General features: G+C 34.7%; 18 protein-coding genes. 7 read left to right on the top strand and 11 right to left on the bottom strand.

Annotated features, from left to right (window positions below; genetic code table 11):
- From FD26_RS07170 to FD26_RS11415, 3 genes are all read right to left on the bottom strand, one after another.
- On the bottom strand, positions 1 to 1,092 hold a 1,092-nt coding region (locus FD26_RS07170), incomplete at its 3' end, for an MFS transporter (protein WP_057867748.1).
- Between the two features lie 114 nt (positions 1,093 to 1,206).
- A complete protein-coding gene (locus FD26_RS07165) occupies positions 1,207 to 2,145 on the bottom strand; it encodes a metal-dependent hydrolase family protein (RefSeq protein WP_307724359.1) in 939 nt (312 codons plus the stop codon).
- Positions 2,146 to 2,188: 43 nt separating this feature from the next.
- Entirely contained in the window at positions 2,189 to 2,392 is a 204-nt protein-coding gene (locus tag FD26_RS11415) for a hypothetical protein (RefSeq protein ID WP_307724360.1), read from the bottom strand.
- Between the two features lie 192 nt (positions 2,393 to 2,584).
- Here FD26_RS11415 and FD26_RS07160 point away from each other — a divergent pair, with 192 nt between their 5' ends.
- Positions 2,585 to 3,775, top strand: coding sequence for a hypothetical protein (locus FD26_RS07160; protein WP_057867747.1), 1,191 nt, complete (start codon positions 2,585 to 2,587; stop codon positions 3,773 to 3,775).
- A gap of 127 nt (positions 3,776 to 3,902) precedes the next feature.
- On the opposite strand, the gene murC is transcribed toward FD26_RS07160, so the two are convergent.
- Genes murC through FD26_RS07145 form a run of 3 tightly spaced genes read right to left on the bottom strand, consistent with a single transcriptional unit; the run spans position 3,903 to position 6,224 of the window.
- Positions 3,903 to 5,234: a UDP-N-acetylmuramate--L-alanine ligase gene (gene murC / locus FD26_RS07155; RefSeq protein WP_057867746.1), complete on the bottom strand. Its 1,332-nt coding sequence runs from the start codon at positions 5,232 to 5,234 to the stop codon at positions 3,903 to 3,905.
- An 8-nt stretch (positions 5,235 to 5,242) separates the two neighbouring features.
- Entirely contained in the window at positions 5,243 to 5,875 is a 633-nt protein-coding gene (gene ytpR, locus FD26_RS07150) for a YtpR family tRNA-binding protein (protein WP_057867745.1), read from the bottom strand.
- 22 nt (positions 5,876 to 5,897) lie between these two features.
- Positions 5,898 to 6,224 carry a thioredoxin family protein gene (locus tag FD26_RS07145; protein ID WP_057867744.1) on the bottom strand — a complete coding sequence of 109 codons (327 nt, stop codon included), beginning with the start codon at positions 6,222 to 6,224 and terminating at the stop codon, positions 5,898 to 5,900.
- A 126-nt stretch (positions 6,225 to 6,350) separates the two neighbouring features.
- Here FD26_RS07145 and FD26_RS07140 point away from each other — a divergent pair, with 126 nt between their 5' ends.
- Complete coding sequence (locus tag FD26_RS07140) at positions 6,351 to 6,665, top strand: hypothetical protein (RefSeq protein WP_057867743.1); 315 nt, start codon at positions 6,351 to 6,353, stop codon at positions 6,663 to 6,665.
- Positions 6,666 to 6,677: 12 nt separating this feature from the next.
- On the opposite strand, the gene trmB is transcribed toward FD26_RS07140, so the two are convergent.
- The 3 genes from trmB to FD26_RS07125 are packed head-to-tail and all read right to left on the bottom strand — an operon-like array spanning position 6,678 to position 9,295.
- Complete coding sequence (gene trmB, locus FD26_RS07135; RefSeq protein ID WP_057867742.1) at positions 6,678 to 7,325, bottom strand: tRNA (guanosine(46)-N7)-methyltransferase TrmB; 648 nt, start codon at positions 7,323 to 7,325, stop codon at positions 6,678 to 6,680.
- 18 nt (positions 7,326 to 7,343) lie between these two features.
- A complete protein-coding gene (locus tag FD26_RS07130; RefSeq protein WP_057867741.1) occupies positions 7,344 to 8,561 on the bottom strand; it encodes an ABC transporter permease in 1,218 nt (405 codons plus the stop codon).
- Complete coding sequence (locus tag FD26_RS07125; RefSeq protein WP_057867740.1) at positions 8,561 to 9,295, bottom strand: ABC transporter ATP-binding protein; 735 nt, start codon at positions 9,293 to 9,295, stop codon at positions 8,561 to 8,563. Before FD26_RS07125 ends, FD26_RS07130 begins: the two co-directional genes overlap by 1 nt.
- Before the next feature lie 89 nt (positions 9,296 to 9,384).
- Here FD26_RS07125 and FD26_RS07120 point away from each other — a divergent pair, with 89 nt between their 5' ends.
- From FD26_RS07120 to FD26_RS07100, 5 genes are all read left to right on the top strand, one after another.
- On the top strand, positions 9,385 to 9,816 hold the full coding sequence (locus tag FD26_RS07120; protein ID WP_057867739.1) for an HIT family protein: 432 nt from the start codon (positions 9,385 to 9,387) through the stop codon (positions 9,814 to 9,816).
- 1 nt (position 9,817) lies between these two features.
- Positions 9,818 to 10,111, top strand: a complete 294-nt coding sequence (locus FD26_RS07115; protein ID WP_057867738.1) for a hypothetical protein — start codon at positions 9,818 to 9,820, stop codon at positions 10,109 to 10,111.
- A gap of 106 nt (positions 10,112 to 10,217) precedes the next feature.
- Positions 10,218 to 11,117 carry a peptidylprolyl isomerase PrsA gene (locus FD26_RS07110; RefSeq protein WP_057867737.1) on the top strand — a complete coding sequence of 300 codons (900 nt, stop codon included), beginning with the start codon at positions 10,218 to 10,220 and terminating at the stop codon, positions 11,115 to 11,117.
- 389 nt (positions 11,118 to 11,506) lie between these two features.
- Complete coding sequence (locus FD26_RS07105) at positions 11,507 to 11,968, top strand: universal stress protein (protein ID WP_057867736.1); 462 nt, start codon at positions 11,507 to 11,509, stop codon at positions 11,966 to 11,968.
- A 53-nt stretch (positions 11,969 to 12,021) separates the two neighbouring features.
- Complete coding sequence (locus tag FD26_RS07100) at positions 12,022 to 13,392, top strand: Nramp family divalent metal transporter (protein WP_371862032.1); 1,371 nt, start codon at positions 12,022 to 12,024, stop codon at positions 13,390 to 13,392.
- A gap of 115 nt (positions 13,393 to 13,507) precedes the next feature.
- Here FD26_RS07100 and FD26_RS07095 read toward each other — a convergent pair whose 3' ends face one another.
- A complete protein-coding gene (locus FD26_RS07095) occupies positions 13,508 to 14,446 on the bottom strand; it encodes a 3'-5' exoribonuclease YhaM family protein (RefSeq protein ID WP_232230847.1) in 939 nt (312 codons plus the stop codon).
- Positions 14,427 to 16,862 carry an ATP-binding protein gene (locus FD26_RS07090; protein ID WP_057867734.1) on the bottom strand — a complete coding sequence of 812 codons (2,436 nt, stop codon included), beginning with the start codon at positions 16,860 to 16,862 and terminating at the stop codon, positions 14,427 to 14,429. Before FD26_RS07090 ends, FD26_RS07095 begins: the two co-directional genes overlap by 20 nt.
- Positions 16,863 to 16,864 lie beyond the last annotated feature (2 nt).

Raw genomic sequence — 16,864 nt, 5'->3', positions numbered from 1 at the left:
GTTCGGATTAATTTTACAATCTACCAAATTAAGGCCATCACTTCTGATCCAAAAAAGAGCTGAGCCTAAAGTAATCAATCCCCCACTACATAACAATGGAAGCGTGGCGCCTTTTCGATCATACATATATCCAGCAACTGGACCAATTGCAGCGCCTAATAATGAACCTGGCAGCAGCATTAAACCTGCTTGAGCTGAATTTAATTTTAAAACTGTCTGAGCAAAAACCGGTAGAACAAAAGACAAGCCAATATTAATAAATTGTAAACTAAAATAACTAAATAAACGTAAGCGTAATACTGGTAATTTTAAAATTGAAAAATCTATTAATCGTCGAGAACTATGCTGACTATACCAAACAAATAGTCCTATCAAAATAAGTGACAGGATTATCCAAACAAGAAAGCGAATTGACAACCACCCATGAGCACCAGCTTGATCAAACGTAAAGAGGATCATCGAAAAAATGATTGCTAAGCCTACAACGCTGCCATAATCAAACGACATTTTTCCTGTTCCTCTTGCCTTACCTTGTATGGTCCACCAACCAAGCAAGAACAAAATTATAATCAATGGAATTACCCCTACAAAGATTTCTCGCCAACTCCAAATTCGATTGACAATTCCCCCATAGGTAGGTCCTAAGGCTGGCGCCAAAGAGATAACAATTCCTGCCAAACCTGTGTATAAGCCCAATTTAGAATCAGGGATTTCCTCAAAAATCAAATTAAACATCAAAGGTGTCGATAAACCGGTTGATACTGCTTGTAAGAGCCGTCCAATCATTAAAACAGCAAAATTAGGTGCCGATAGACAGACAATGGATCCCACAAAACATAATGATGCAGCAAAAATAAAAATTTTTAAGGGATCAAATTTTTTCAAAATATACGCTGTCGTACTCATAACAATGGTCGTTAATAGTAAATACCCTGTCGTCAGCCATTGAACCGTAGCTAAATCCACATGCAACTGCTGAACTAGAGTTGGAAAAGTCACATTCATCGATGTTTCTATCAAAATCCCCGTGAATGATAGCAAACCTACAGCTAAGATTGATAATTTAACTCGTGTTGATACAGAATCATTCACAAATTTTCCCCTCTTTCATGAATAAAAAAACTATGACAATTGCTTTGTCATAGCTTAAATATTACTATCTTTAACTTTATTATAGATAAATCATAACCTTTTTCAAATGGGAATCTAATAAACTTTAACACCCTTTTTATAAACCGACTTGTCCTTTTGCTGAACTGCAGTAATGTCAACGAAAGGATCATTATCTAAAACTAGAAAATCTGCAACTTTCCCAACTTGAAGCGAACCATAATTATCATCAATTCTTAACAAATGCGAGCTATTTTTAGTTGCCAAAAGTAATACCTCAGCATTAGAGGCACCTGCCTGTACCAATAACTCTAACTCTTTAGGAATATCGCTAAAACTATTAAAGGGTGTCCCTGCGTCAGTACCGAAGGCAATAGCCGCCTTAGCCTTAGTTACAGCATGCATTCTTTCATAAAATTCATCAAGAAATCCCTTAGTTTTTTCTATCATATAATCTGGAATCTTTCCGACTCCATAAGTAGGAATTGAATAAGAGGCAATAATTGTTGGCGTAATATAAATTCCTTTTTCCTTTAATAAATCGATATCCTCGTCGCTGATCAAACAGCCATGCTCGATAGAATCAACTCCTGCCATAATTGCCCGATGAATTCCTGCAGTTCCTTCAGCATGAGCCGCCACTGTCATACGCTTTGTATGAGCCTCCGCAACAGCTACCTGCAATTCAGCTTCGGAAAATTCTACATCTTCAATTTTATCAGTAGAAGACATTACACCTCCAGTTGCCATCACTTTAATATTTTTAGCGCCTAACTTGAACTCGCTTCGAACAGCATGTCTCATTTCATCTGGTGAATCAACTAAATTTCCCCAGGTGGTATCTCCATATACGCCTTCAGTAAAATCAGCATGTCCACCAGTAATACACATTGGACGACCTGAAGGTACGATTTCAGTTCCGCCCAGTCGCCCCTCTGTCTGTAATTTATGCAATTTAATGTCCACATTAAAGGCACAGCCACAATCTCTCACATAAGTTACGCCAGCCTTTAAAGCATCCTGAAGATTATTCAAAGCGTTAAAGGTAACTTCCGCCTCAGATAAGTATTCCAGCTTATTACATTAAATGGACATGTGAATTAATCAAACCAGGCATAACGAATTTTCCACTAAGATCGACTATCTTCTCGGCATCCGGACCTTCACCAAACCCTATTTTTATAATTTTACTTGTCTCACTATCCACCACAAACCAAGCATTTGTTTGCATCTCAGGAAGATTACCATCAAAAAGACTAAAGTTCTTGTACAATGTTTGCATAAAAAGAGAGCCTCCTAATTTAAATTTGCTTTGAGTTTAATGGGAATTATTTTCATTGTCAAAAATTAAAAATTATTTTATCAAAAAAATACTTTTTGTCTAATTGTTTATACATTAATTGATTTAAATATCGTTTTAGCATAAATTCTGCAATAAGAAAACGAATATTTTTTTATTAGGAGGCTAAAAATTATGACTTATTTGCTCTCTTTTACCATTGTTATGGTTTTTCTGCTAATTGGGGAATGGGTCTCTGCTGCCACTAAAGCTTATGTTCCTTCAATTTTTATTGCAGCCGTACTATTTGCAATTGGATTTTGGACAATTGTACCCAAGAATATTGTTACTCAAGCATCCTATACTCCCCAATTTGTCGGCGTTGCCATGTCATTATTGCTGGTTCAAATGGGCAGCTTGATGAACTTAAAAGAATTGCTCAATCAGTGGAAAGCGGTCTGTATAGCTCTTTTAGGTATCTGTGGAACTTTACTCTTTACTTTGATAATCGGTTCCTTTTTCTTCAATTGGAAAACGGTTATAGCAGCGGTCCCTCCTTTAACTGGTGGCATCGTAGCTGCTTTACTAATGACTAATGGTTTAAAGGCTGCTGGCATAACCTCGTTAGTTGCCTTGCCGGTCTCCATGTTTATCATGCATTCTATGATTGGTTATCCGTTAACGGCAGTTCTTCTAAGAAAAGAAGGCAAACGACTTTCAGTCATTTACAACCAAGGCAAAGATGATCCCAATTCTGAAGTTACCAAAGTTATTCAACAACATAAAAATGCTGAAACCACGGAAAAGTCACTTTTAAAACTTCCTGATAGATATCAAACGCCAATTTTTATTATTGCTCGGGTGGCAATAGTAGCCCTACTAGCTAATTGGATTGGGCTTCTACTTCATGGCGCTATCAATGCTAATGTCATTTGTTTAATTCTTGGCGTTATTGCTCATCAGATAGGTTTTATTGAAACTAATGCACTCGATAAAGCTAAAATTTTTAATTGGTTAATGTATGGATTATTAGCTTATATTTTTTCTCAACTTAGTTTGACCACTCCAGCAATTATTGGACATATTATTATTCAAATCGTTGCCCTAATTTTGCTTGGTATTCTCGGTATGTTTATCGCTTCATTCTTATTGGCCAAACCATTTGGCTTCAGTCGAGAAATGGCATTTGCTTGTTCACTTACTGCACTTTTTGGTTTCCCAGCTGACTTTATTCTCACTACAGAAATTTGTCATACCGTTGCTCAAAACGAAAATGAAGAAATTTATTTAACTGAAAATATGCTTCCTAAAATGTTAGTGGGTGGCTTCGCCACAGTTTCAGTCGCCTCCGTTATTATTGCTTCAATCTTCTTAAAATTATTATAAAAAATTTATCTGGAACATAACTTCACTCTGCTTAATATGAAAAAGGGACGACAACTCAAAATTGAGTTGTCATCCCTTTCATTTTAATGCTCGTAAGCTGAACATGTTTTGTTCCGCTTTTAATTTTTTATTGTTGATTAGGATTCAATGTACTTAGAAGTTGTTCATAAGCTGTTTCATACTTTTGAACATCTCCGGCACCCATGAAAATCATAACAGTATTGTGATAATCCAATAATGGTGACAAGTCATCTAATGTTAGAACTTTACCACCCTTATGAATTTTGTCGCCAAGATCTTTACTTGTAATATCGCCATGAACTTCACGGATTGAACCAAAAATATTAGTTAAGTAAACTTCATCAGCCAAATCAAGTGACTTAGCAAAATCGTCCATTAACGCTAAAGTTCTGGTATAAGTATGTGGTTGGAAAACAGCCACGATTTTTTTGTCAGGATACTTTTGTCTAGCAGCATCAATTGTAGCCTTAATTTCTTGTGGATGATGAGCGTAATCATCAATGATAACCTGATCAGCAACTTTCTTTTCACTGAAACGTCTCTTAACACCACTGAAAGTTTGCAACTCACGGTTAATTAATGCATGGTCAAGCTTTTCCATATGACCTACACCAATTACGGCCAATGAATTCAAGACATTATGTTCACCAAACAATGGAACTTGGAAGTTACCAATATTTTCACCGTCAATAGAAACATCAAATGATGACCCTTTAACAGTACGCTTGATATTTGTAGCACGAATATAATCAGATTCATCTAATCCATATGTATAAATTGGAGTATCAGCTTTGATTGACTTAGCATGTTTATCTTCACCCCAGATGAAGATACCCTTCTTAGTCTTTCTAGCTTCTGATTCAAACGCATCGACAACATCGTCGATTCCACCAAAGAAATAATCTGGATGATCAAAATCAATATTAGTAATAATCAAATAATCTGGTGAATAAGCCAAGAAGTGACGACGATACTCGTCAGCCTCAAAAACAAAGAATTTAGCGTCTTTGATACCCTTACCAGTACCATCACCAATCAAGTATGACGTCTTAGCAATACCGCTTAATGTATGAGCTAGCAAACCAGTTGTACTTGTCTTACCATGAGATCCGGCAATACCAATAGATGTATAATTTGAAACTAACTTACCAACTAATTCTGGATATGTAACTACAGTTAGATGCATATCATTAGCTTTTTTAATTTCAACTTGATCATTGCTAAAGGCATTTCCTTTAACAATTGTAAGACCTTCGTGAATGTTCTTTTCATCAAAAGGTAAAATCTTGATTCCTGCTTGTTCTAGACCACGTTGAGTAAATGTATATTTATCAATATCTGATCCTTGAACTTCATATCCTAGGTCTTTCAAAATAAGTGCTAATGCACTCATTCCTGTACCTTTAATTCCAACAAAATGATAGACTGTTTTTTCCATAATAGCTCCTAATCAAACAATTTCTTTGCTGCTTCAAAATCAAATGCTTGGCCAGCAGTACCTTTATCAAGTACCAAAATGCCACGTTTTTGTGGTGCATTAGGAATTCCTAATTCTCTCGCAGAACAAATCATTCCGTAACTATCAACACCGCGCAATTCACCAGGCCAAATCTCGCTTCCTGTAGGCATAACCGCTCCCGGCAAAGCCACAACAACGAGTTGTCCTTGGTCAATATTTGGTGCACCACAAACGATCTGAACTGGTTGATCCAAGCCCACATCAGTTTTAGTAATATGCAAATGATCTGAATCAGGATGATCTTTAATTTCATCGACATGACCAATAACAAATTTTGGACTGTTATCAGTCACTAATTTATCAGAAAAACCAGCTTGAGCAATGGCTTTGTTCAAAATGTCAACTTGCTTATCATCAAGAAATACTTGACCTGAATCATTTTCTATTCCTAGTTCATTCCCTAGGTTAAAGAAATTGTAACCGATTGTTTTATCAGTTTCCCCATCAAAAATACGGACTACATTATCTTTTTGAGAAGTATTTTGTGTTGCAACATCTTCAGCTGTCTCAACAAGCAAAACATCCCCTAAAACATCTGGATTATAAAAGCTTAATAGCAAGTTCTTTCCCTCACTTGATTAATTATTTGTTAATAACACTGTTAATAAAGGTCTCAACTTCTTCTTTAGTTTTTCGATCTTTATTTACTAGTCTACCAATTTCTTTACCATTTTCAATAACAACAAAGCTAGGAATACCCATAATTCCTAATTCTTGTGCAATTTCCATGTTGTCATCACGGTTAAAACTAATCCAATTAAAGTCAGAATATTCTTGCTCTAATTCAGGCAACTTAGGCTCAATAAACTTGCAATCTGGGCACCAGTCGGCATGCCAGAACATAATGTGTTTACCTTCCTTAGTAACTTCGTGCCAATCTTTTACGCCATAGTCTTCAAATGTTTTCATTTTATTTCACCTCTTCAATAAGATACTTTTTATTTGTTAAACGGTCAATTAAGTACTCCTGAGTATTCGAATGATATATAATAGTGGTAATATATCAGTAAATATCGAAATCAAGGAGTAATTTTTATGAGTAAAAAGGGTATCAGTTCATTAATCGTTGCTGGTACTGTATTAGTTGCTGGTGCAGCTGCTACAGTTTTAGTAAAACACCATCTAGATAGCGAGCAAATTATTGACAAAGTTAAGTCCGTTTTGGGCGAAGACAGTAAAGTAATCGGATCATGGGTTGAACCATTCTACCAACGTGTTGACATTAATGGCCGTTCCACATGGGGAATCGTCGGCGGAGTTACTACTATGGACGAATTTGATGTCGCCCAATATCACTTCATCGCTGATGCTATTTCCGGCGAATTACTAAATATTAAAAAAGTACAATAAGCAACTTAAAATTTAATTTTTAAACTGGGCTTTCAGGTAATTAATCCTGAAGCCTTTTTTTGAGAATTTTTCTTCATATTCAGTTTCAATATTATTCTGGTTTAAATCTTCATCATTATGAAGATCTAAGGAAATTTCATCAAATTTCATACCATAATTGTTCATACTGATTAAAGAATATTCAAACAAGCCTTGATTATCAGTCTTAAATTGTAAATAACCATCGTCTTTCAAAATATATTGGTACTGTTTCAAAAACGATTTATATGTCAAACGACGTTTTTCATGACGAGTCTTTGGCCAAGGATCAGAGAAATTCAAGTAAACACCATCAATTTCACCTTCAGCAAAATACTCTGATAAATCAGCACCGTTAGCTAATAACAATTGCAGGTTGGGTAATTTTAACTCAACTTGCTTTTTTAGTACCAAAGCAATGGCACCTTCTTGAACTTCCATCGCAATGTAGTTGTTTTGAGGATTTTTCTTAGCCAATTCTGTAATAAATCTTCCCTTACCTGAACCAACTTCAATAAATAACGGCTGTGTTTTTTCAAATCGGCCTTGCCATTTGCCTTGCATATTCTCTGGCTGTATTGAGATTAAATCAAGGTTATCGTTGATCATATCTTTAGCCCAAGGTTTGTTTCTTAATCGCATAAATATTAATACTCTCCATTAATCTAGATATTTTTTTAATTGTCTTGGCATATAGAAATAGTTGACGAAGATCAAAACAGCCAATCCGGCTACAATAATAATCAAACTATTCACACTTAAACCAAATTTATACAAAATTGCCAAAGCACTAATGACCCATTGAATCGAAAGAATCGCAGTACTTAATTTAGTGAAGTCAGCAATTTTAGTTTTTCCACTGATGGGATAAAGTCTTTGCATCAAATTTTGCATAACTTCTTTAAAGTATGGCTTCAACTGAAAACCTACCAAATAAATAAATAACATTTCTACAATCAGTGAAATATAGAAATTATCAATCAGAGCTAACATGATAGCCTGAATAACTGTTAAGCGCAAGAACAATCCGATATATTCATTATTTCTAACAAACCCACGAGCAAATAAGAAAAGATAAGTATTTTTACTTTCTAGTTTAATTGGTCGATAGAGTCCATCTAGCCACTTGCGGCGTTTAATTTTACTGTTAACGCCAGGAACATCAGTAAAGAGATTATAAAAACGTTTAATCCGAAACATACGCTGATTTTCGGTTTCAATTGCATAATCCCAATTCAATTGACCACTCATTTCTAGAGGCTTTGTTTGAGCATTCAAAAAGAAATAATAAATCACAGCCACAATTATCATTGTCCAACTAAAACAATAAGTTGAAACAATTAGAGCTAACAACAAGACCACATTGGAAATTAGCCGTAGATTAAAATTCCCTAGTTTAGCTCGACTATAAATTTCCATCAGATTGATATTAAGCGAACCTAATTTAAAAATAATCAAGCCTATTGCAATGACCACAATGTCCAAAATATGCAACCCTGCCCCGCGTGAAGCAAAAGCTGACAACAAAAAATTAACCAACGCCAAGGTAACTACTGGCATAAAACTACTATAGTTCTTGGCAGCTTTAAAATACTGGTAGAAATCTTTTTCTTTTACTAAAAGAAAAGTACTATCTGGTTCCTCTAGCAATGTTGCTATTCCACCAACTTGAGTTGCCAATAAGAGTAAAACAATCACAATCGGCTTACCCAAAACTAATTGATGTTGAATTGTGCCCAATAGATTAGAATACCAAAAACCTAACGCTCCAATCAAAACAATAAAGGCCAATACAAAATTATCATTAAAAATCAATCTTAAATATTTAAACTGATTAAGTTGATGTCTTCTTAATCTTTCATTCCATAGTTTTAACATTAGAGATCCTCATTTGACATCTTGAGATAAATATCATCAAGATTAGAATCAGCTTGCATATTAAATTTAGCTTTTAATTGGTCCAAACTGCCATCAGCTCTAACTTGACCATGATTGATCAAAACGAACTTATCAGCGTGATTTTGGACTGTAGCTAGCACATGAGTTGACATCAAAACTGAACAGCCAGCCTTCTTCTTAGCTTCCACAATATTTAATAAATCATTGACAGCCAAAGGATCAAGCCCCGTAAAAGGTTCGTCAATAATAAATAAACTAGCGTCGGTCATAAAGGCACAGACAATCATTACTTTTTGTTTCATACCTTTAGAGAAGTTTTGTGGAAACCAATCTAATTTATTATCTAAGCGAAAAGTCTTCAATAATTCATTAGCATTTTTCCAAGTTTTATCATGATCCAAATCATAGGCCATGATTGTTAAGTCAATATGTTCTTTTAAAGTCAATTCAGGATAAAGAATTGGCATTTCTGGTACATAAGCTATTTTCTTACGATATTTTTCAACATCATCGTGCAAGCTAGTACCATCGATCAATATTTGACCCCCACGTGGCGTCAATAGACCAATAATATGTTTGATCGTAGTCGATTTACCCGCTCCGTTAAGTCCAATCAAACCTACAACTTGTCCGCTTTCAACTGTGAAAGTTTCTTTTTTTAAGACTGATACTTGACCGTATCCTCCGGTCAGTTCTTTTACTTCTAAAGTCATGGATTAAGCCACCTATATCTGTTTTTAATAATGTTAATATGATAGCATTATAGTAAATATAATGCTGTTTTTTGAAGGGAGATTTTTGTATGGATGAAAATTGTATCTTTTGCAAAATAATCAATAATGAAATACCTAGTACTACTATTTATGAGGATGACGATATCAAAGCATTCTTTGATATTTCTCAAGTAACCCCTGGTCATACTCTAGTGGTACCTAAGAAACATGTTCAAGATATTTTTGCATACGACGAAGATTTAGCAGAACGTGTCTTCAAAAAGGTTCCAATGATTGCTAGAGCCATCAAAGCTTCTAATCCTAAGATCATTGGCATGAATATCTGCCAAAATAATGGAAAGATTGCCTACCAAAGCGTTATGCATTCTCATATTCACTTAGTTCCTCGTTACTCCAACGATGACGATTTTTCAATGCACTGGGGTGACAATACCGACCTAGCAAGTAATGATGAATTACAAGCTCGCGCCGATAAAATCAAACAAAACTTGGAGGGCTAATATGAAATTCTTAACTGGATTCATGGTTGGAACGATTTCTGGCGTTGCTATGCAATTATTTCAAGCAAAAAACTCCACACATAATATTAATGATAACAAGTTATTTCAGAATATTAAAGATTTTAAAGATATATTAAGCGAACTACAAAAGAATTCAACTGCTGTGCCCGAAGTATTATCAGACATTCAGCAAGACTTAACTACCTACGTTGAAGATATCAAGCCAGACGTTATGGAATTACAAAAATCTATTCATGACATGCAGCAAAACCTTGATAACTTTCATAAAGAATGATATTAATTATGAATTTTTTGTGATTTTTTCTTAAAATGATAAACTATTCACTTTATTTTATGGTAGTCTTTTCAATTGTAGACATATTAATTAAGGATGTGTAAAGATGAATAAACGATTAACCAAATGGATTTTGGCTATTGCCGGTCTATTTATGGTAACAGTTGTTGCCGGTTGTTCTGGTAACAAGACAGTTGCTACTCTTAAGGGTGGAAGAATTACCCAAGATGAATACTACAAGGAAATGAAGAGCTCATCATCTGGTAAGCAAACACTTCAAACGATGATTATCACTAAGGCTCTTGAAGACCAATATGGTAAAGATGTATCCACTAAGCAAGTAGATAATGAATACAACAAATACAAGAGTCAATATGGTTCTTCATTTAGCCAAATTCTTCAACAAAACGGTATGACAACCGCTCAATTCAAGAAGAATATTCGTACTAACCTTCTAACAAAGGTTGCTTTGAGAAAGAACAAGACAGTTACAAACAAAGATCTTAAGAAAGAATGGAAGAGTTACCAACCTAAGATCCAAGTTGCTCAAATTCTTGTAAGCAAAAAATCTACTGCTGAAGAAGTTATTACTAAACTTCAAAACGGCGAAGATTTCTCTAAGCTAGCTAAAGAATACTCAACTGATTCTGCCACAAAGAACAAGGGTGGTAAGATGGCAGCATTCGATAACGATAGTACAAGTGTTGATACTGACTTTAAGACAGCCGCATACAAATTGGATAAGGCTGGCGACTACACAGATACACCAGTTAAGACAAGTTACGGCTACAGTGTTATCAAACTTATCAGCAAACCTTCTAAGGGTAAGATGAGTGATCATACAGCTGAACTAAAATCTAAGCTTTATGCTTCATGGATGCAAGATTCAACAGTTATGCAAAGTGTTGTTTCTAAGGTTCTTAAGAAAGCCGACGTTTCTATCAAGGACAGCGATTTGAAGGATGTTCTTTCTGGTTACGTTTCATCAAGCTCAAGCAAAAAATAATTGAATTATTAAATAACGTTGATAGTTATCAACGTTATTTTTTTCGCCTTTATTTAGTTAAAATTAGGTTTTACGAACAAATTTTTTTCAAAAATGAAAATAAATTTTTAATAAGTGATACATTTTTAAAAATTATAATTATAATTAGAGAGGATGTTATTGATTTTAAATCAATAATGATTCATTGATTTAATTTAGACGCAAAGTTTTAATTTTAGTTTTAAGTTAACTAAGAGAAACTTTTTTAATCAGTGTCTTCTGCTATTTTACATTTATTACCCATTAATTTTCCCCTAATTTTACTTCTAAAGCCCCCTGCCTTATCGCTTGTTGGCCCTTTTAAACACATGTATTATAAGAATTGTAAAACGATGAGGAGGAATTATTTCATGGATAATCTATCAGTTAAAGAACCTTTGATCTATCGACGTATTCTATTGACAATTGACGAGGATGACAGCGAATCGAATACACGTGCTTTTAGATTTGCTATTACCTTAGCCCACGACTACGATGCTACTTTGGGTATTGTTTCTATTCTAGAAAACGAAGACATCAATATTTTTGATTCTTTAACGCCAACAAAGATAAATGAAAAACGAATCGATCTCAAAAATGCAGTTGATAATTACGTTAAAATGGCAGAAGAAAATGGTCTCAAGAAAGTTGAACCTTTGGTCTATGAAGGTGGCGACATTGATGACGCTATCTTAGAACGTGTGATTCCAGACTTTAAGCCCGACTTAATTGTAACTGGAGCTGATACCCAAATGCCTCATTCTAAAATTTCTGGGACAATTGGTCCACGTTTAGCTAAACGAGCTCCTGTTTCGGTAATTGTTGTCCGTTAAAAGATGGAACCTCACAAGTAGGATTAATTTACTACGGAAAGAGGCAAAGCATTTTGAAACGCAAAAATAAAAAAAATCAAAAGCACGAAAAATTCATCGAGGATACAGGAACCCAGCGTAAAAGTCTCGATGAGATCAACGGTTCAATTGATGTCCCTGATAACGCTGGCTATTTTAAAACGCTTATGGCTTATACCGGTCCAGGTGCTTTAATAGCCGTCGGTTATATGGACCCCGGCAATTGGATTACTTCAATTGGTGGTGGTGCCCAATTCAAGTACAGCCTTTTAAGTGTTGTTTTGCTATCTAGTTTAATTGCCATGCTTTTACAAGCTATGTCTGCCAGATTAGGAATTGTTACTGGCCGAGATTTGGCACAACTAACGAGAGATAGAACTTCTAAAGTTGGAGGCTTTATCCTCTGGGTAATTACTGAATTAGCAATCATGGCTACCGATGTTGCCGAAATCATTGGCTCTGGTATTGCTCTAGAATTGCTCTTCGGTTTTCCATTGATTGTTGGTATTACTATCACTGCTTTTGATGTCTTGATTCTACTTTTCTTAATGAAATTAGGATTTCATAAAATCGAAGCAATTGTTGCTACATTAGTAGCCGTAATTTTATTTGTCTTTGCTTATGAAGTATTTCTATCCAAACCTGATGCTTTAGGTGTTTTAGGTGGATATGTCCCTCGAGCTAAGATTTTAACGAACCAACCGATGCTTTATATGGCCTTAGGTATTGTCGGTGCTACCGTTATGCCCCATGATTTATACTTAGGATCATCTATTTCTCAAACACGTAAATATGATATTAATGATCATGACTCGGTCAAAAAAACTATTCGTTTTACAATTGCTGATTCTAATATTCAATTGACAATTGCTTTTATTGTTAACAGTTTGCTCTTAATTTTAGGTGCAGCACTTTTCTTCGGTACTAATAGTGAATTAGGCCGTTTCGTCGATTTATTTAATGCTTTAAGCAATTCTAAGATTGTTGGTGCAATCGCAAGTCCTATTTTAAGCATGCTTTTTGCAATTGCTCTGTTAGCCTCTGGTCAAAGTTCAACTATTACTGGTACCTTGGCTGGTCAAATTATCATGGAAGGTTTTATTCATTTAAGAATGCCTCTTTGGGCACAACGTCTATTAACACGTTTGATTTCAATTGCCCCAGTTTTGGCCTTTGCTATTTACTACAATGGCAATGAGGCTAAAATAGAAGGCCTCTTAACCTTCTCACAAGTCTTTTTATCCATTGCCCTACCATTTGCAATGATTCCTCTAATTCTCTTCACAAGTGACAAGAAGCTGATGGGAGCCTTTGTAAATCGTCCTTGGGTCAAATATCTCTCATGGATAGTAGCGGTTATTTTGATTATTTTGAATATTCAATTGATTTGGACAACACTGTTTTAAATTCAAGCAATTATTTTTTTAACTGCTAAACTTGCAAGAAACATCATCATTTTTACATTAATTACAGTATATAAATAGCCCTGATGACTAAATAGTCATCAGGGCTTTATTCTATTTAACTATGTTTATAAAAAGCACGATTATCTAAACCAAAGATTCGTTCAGAAAACTTACCATTTTCAGTTTTATCTAAAGCCTTAGAAATCATATTGATTGAAGCATCCATCATATCAATGTTATGTAATACTTCAGCTTCTAAAATTTTAGGGCGCTCTGGCGAACCATATTCTAATAAACCATGATGTGACAAAATCATATGACGTAAAAGAATCATATCTTCACTTTCAAGACTAATATCTAATTCCTGAGCTGCTTTAACAATTTCTTCATCTACAATGGTAATATGTCCCAACATATTACCTTCAAAAGTATATTCAATATCCAAATTGCCAGACAATTCAATAATCTTACCAAAATCATGCAAACAAGCTCCGGCAATTAAAAGAGCTCGATTGATCTGAGGATATTGATCAGAAATACTTTCTGCCATTCTTACCATACTCAAAGTATGGTAAGCTAGTCCTCCTTGAAAATCATGATGATTGCTTTTAGCAGCTGCACTGGTGAAAAATCGATCCTTATACTTTTTAAATAGAAATCTCACAATTCGATTCCAAGCACCATTTGTTATTTGAAGAAAAACATCATCAAATTCATTTTCCATATCGACCTGTTTCATTGGTGCTGTTTGAACAAACTGAGACATATCAACCGTTTTGGGGTCTAACAATCCCAAACGAGTAATATTAACTTGTGGTTTGCCTTGATAAACATCTCGACGCCCCTCTAATTGAACAATTGTTCCAATACTAAATTTCTTAGCATCTTCTTCACTGGCATCCCAATACTTACCAGGAATCTGTCCCGATTTATCTTCAAAAACAAGTGATAGAAAGTTTTTGCCATTTTTAGCTAAACGAAAGTCAGAACGTTTGATAATAACTTCCAAACTCATATTATCGCCTTTATTAAAATCATTTATACGATTGGACAATCTCTTTTTCCTCCAAATTCAAAATATGCTCTTCAGGTATTTCCTGGGGTTCATTGGCCGTTACATAAATAACTTGATTGGTCTTAGAAATTTCCTTAATTAATTGAAAAACATTTTCCGTTCTTGAAATATCAAAATCTACAAAAGCATCGTCAATCAAAATTGGCAATTTTACCAAATCCGAAATCTCGGTAACAAATGCTAATCGTAGAGCCAAATATAATTGAATCGTAGTTGCCTTTGACAACTCATGAACATCGAATTTATTCTTAGCCTTGCTGATAACTACTAAATCATTTTTATTAAAATCAATTTTAATATAATTTTGATTCGTCAAAAGTGCAAAATACTGAGTAGCTTTTTTTATCATCTTAGGATAACGATTCTTCGTCGCAATATTGAGCATTCTTCGAATCCACTGACTAGCCAATTTCTTAGCTAACCATTCATCATAGTTTTCAATAATATCGGCTTTATTCTGAGCTAATGCGGCAATGACTCTTTGGTAATGATTATTATCAAAAATCTGTTGCATTTGTTCTTTTAAGGAACCCATTTGTCGACTTAATTGATTATTTTTTTCTGACAATTCTGTTCTTTTAGCGGCTGCCTCAGTTAACTTTTGCATCAATTCACTGTGATTAGAATATTTTTGCAGCTCTGCCAAGTCATTTCCCAAAAAGTCTTTATCTTGTTTGATCTGCGTTCTGATTCGCTGATTTTCTACCTGACTAGTATGCATCCGTATAAAGTCTTCCATATTTACAATTTGATACTTTTGCAAAATAGCAAATATGGCTTTATTTAATTCTCCTAGGCGGCGTTTACGATCATCAGTGATTTTTTGGGTCTGAGCCTGAGTCTGTTCAACCAAATCGGCTTTTGCCATAATCTGATCTAATCGAGCAAAATATTTTTCAATTTGCTCATTATAATTATCGCCCTTGTAAGAATCGTCTAGAACATTTAGCTCTATCAAAATGTTTCGCCACTTATTCATGTCCACCTCAATAGACTTAATTCCATCTACCAAACTAGTCTGGGTTGTATGAAAATTATCTAAAGCTATCACAGTACCTTGAATACCTAAGACAGCTTCTCGCGACAGATTAGCATAACCCTTTTCTTTTAAAAACGAATAGCTGTCTAAATTATTATGATGGTTCAGTCGTTCCTGATACCAATACCAAAAACCACTAGCTAGGGCCACTGCTACAAATATCCAACGCCAGGGATTTATTATTAGAGCCAATACTACAGCAATCCCACAGATAATTAATGGCAAATTATTTTTATTAGTTTGAGGCGCTAACTGATCAATTTCTTCTCCAATCAATGGCAACATCCGTTCAGATAATTCTGGATGATTTTTAAATAATTGATCCACTTGCGTATCAATCTTTAACAACTTGGAGTTCATATCATCTCGATGAAATTGTAAATTCTGCAATTCAAACTTTTGATTGCGCACATAATCTAATCGAGTTTGATTCTTCCGATAATTATCCAAAATACTTTTTTCTACATTATCTAAATTTGCTATTTTATTAGAATCAGAGGTTTCTTTAAGAGTACTCAATTCCTGATTAGCTTTTAAAACGTCTTCCCAGTCCTCATCGCTGATTTGATCAGTTGAGTTGCTGGGATTAGAATTCTGCAATAATTGCTCATAACGGGACCATTTTTTATCCAGCGCTTGGAGATTATTCTCCCTATCGCTAGCCTGTTTCAATAGCGATTCATTTTCATTAAATTCAGCTTGAGTTTGATTCAACTGATTTTTAACTCTTTGATAAGCCACTTGTTGATTCTCAATTTCAGACTTCTCTTCAAGTAATTCATCATTTTTCTTTAAGTTGACTATCAAAGGTTGTTTTTGACCGCGAGGTTTATAAATATCCTCAGCATCATGATTCAATTTTTCGGCTGTAGCTAGCCATTCTTTACTCCCCACAGCACCGATTGACATAACTTCTGTTTCCAACTTATCCTCATCTAAACTATAAATCGATAGAATGCTGCGGTCGTCGAAAACATGGGTATTTTCAAAATCGTCTTTGGTAAAATTGCCAATGATTTCAGATAATAAACTTTCTGGAACTTGTTGATCGTCATGAAACAGTGTTACTGTCCCATCACCTTTGCCAGTAACTCTTTTTACCGTCCACGTACTATCATCGTCGGCCTTAAAAATTAACTCGCCACCGTATTTACTGCTATTTTTAGGTTTATACTGCAAATACTTATTATCGCCACGTGCTGAAGCAAAACCAAACAAAATACTCTGAATAAAGTTCAGTAACGTAGTCTTTCCAGCTTCATTGGAACCAAAAATAACTTGATAATCTTGTTCAAAGTTAAATTTTTGGTCGACCCATTTACCAAAACCGTATATATTTGCTTTAACTAATTTCACGA

Source organism: Companilactobacillus crustorum JCM 15951, assembly GCF_001434585.1.
Lineage (GTDB): Bacteria > Bacillota > Bacilli > Lactobacillales > Lactobacillaceae > Companilactobacillus > Companilactobacillus crustorum.
The sequence above is the reverse complement of the archived record's forward strand: the minus strand, read 5'-3'. Positions and strand labels throughout refer to the sequence as shown.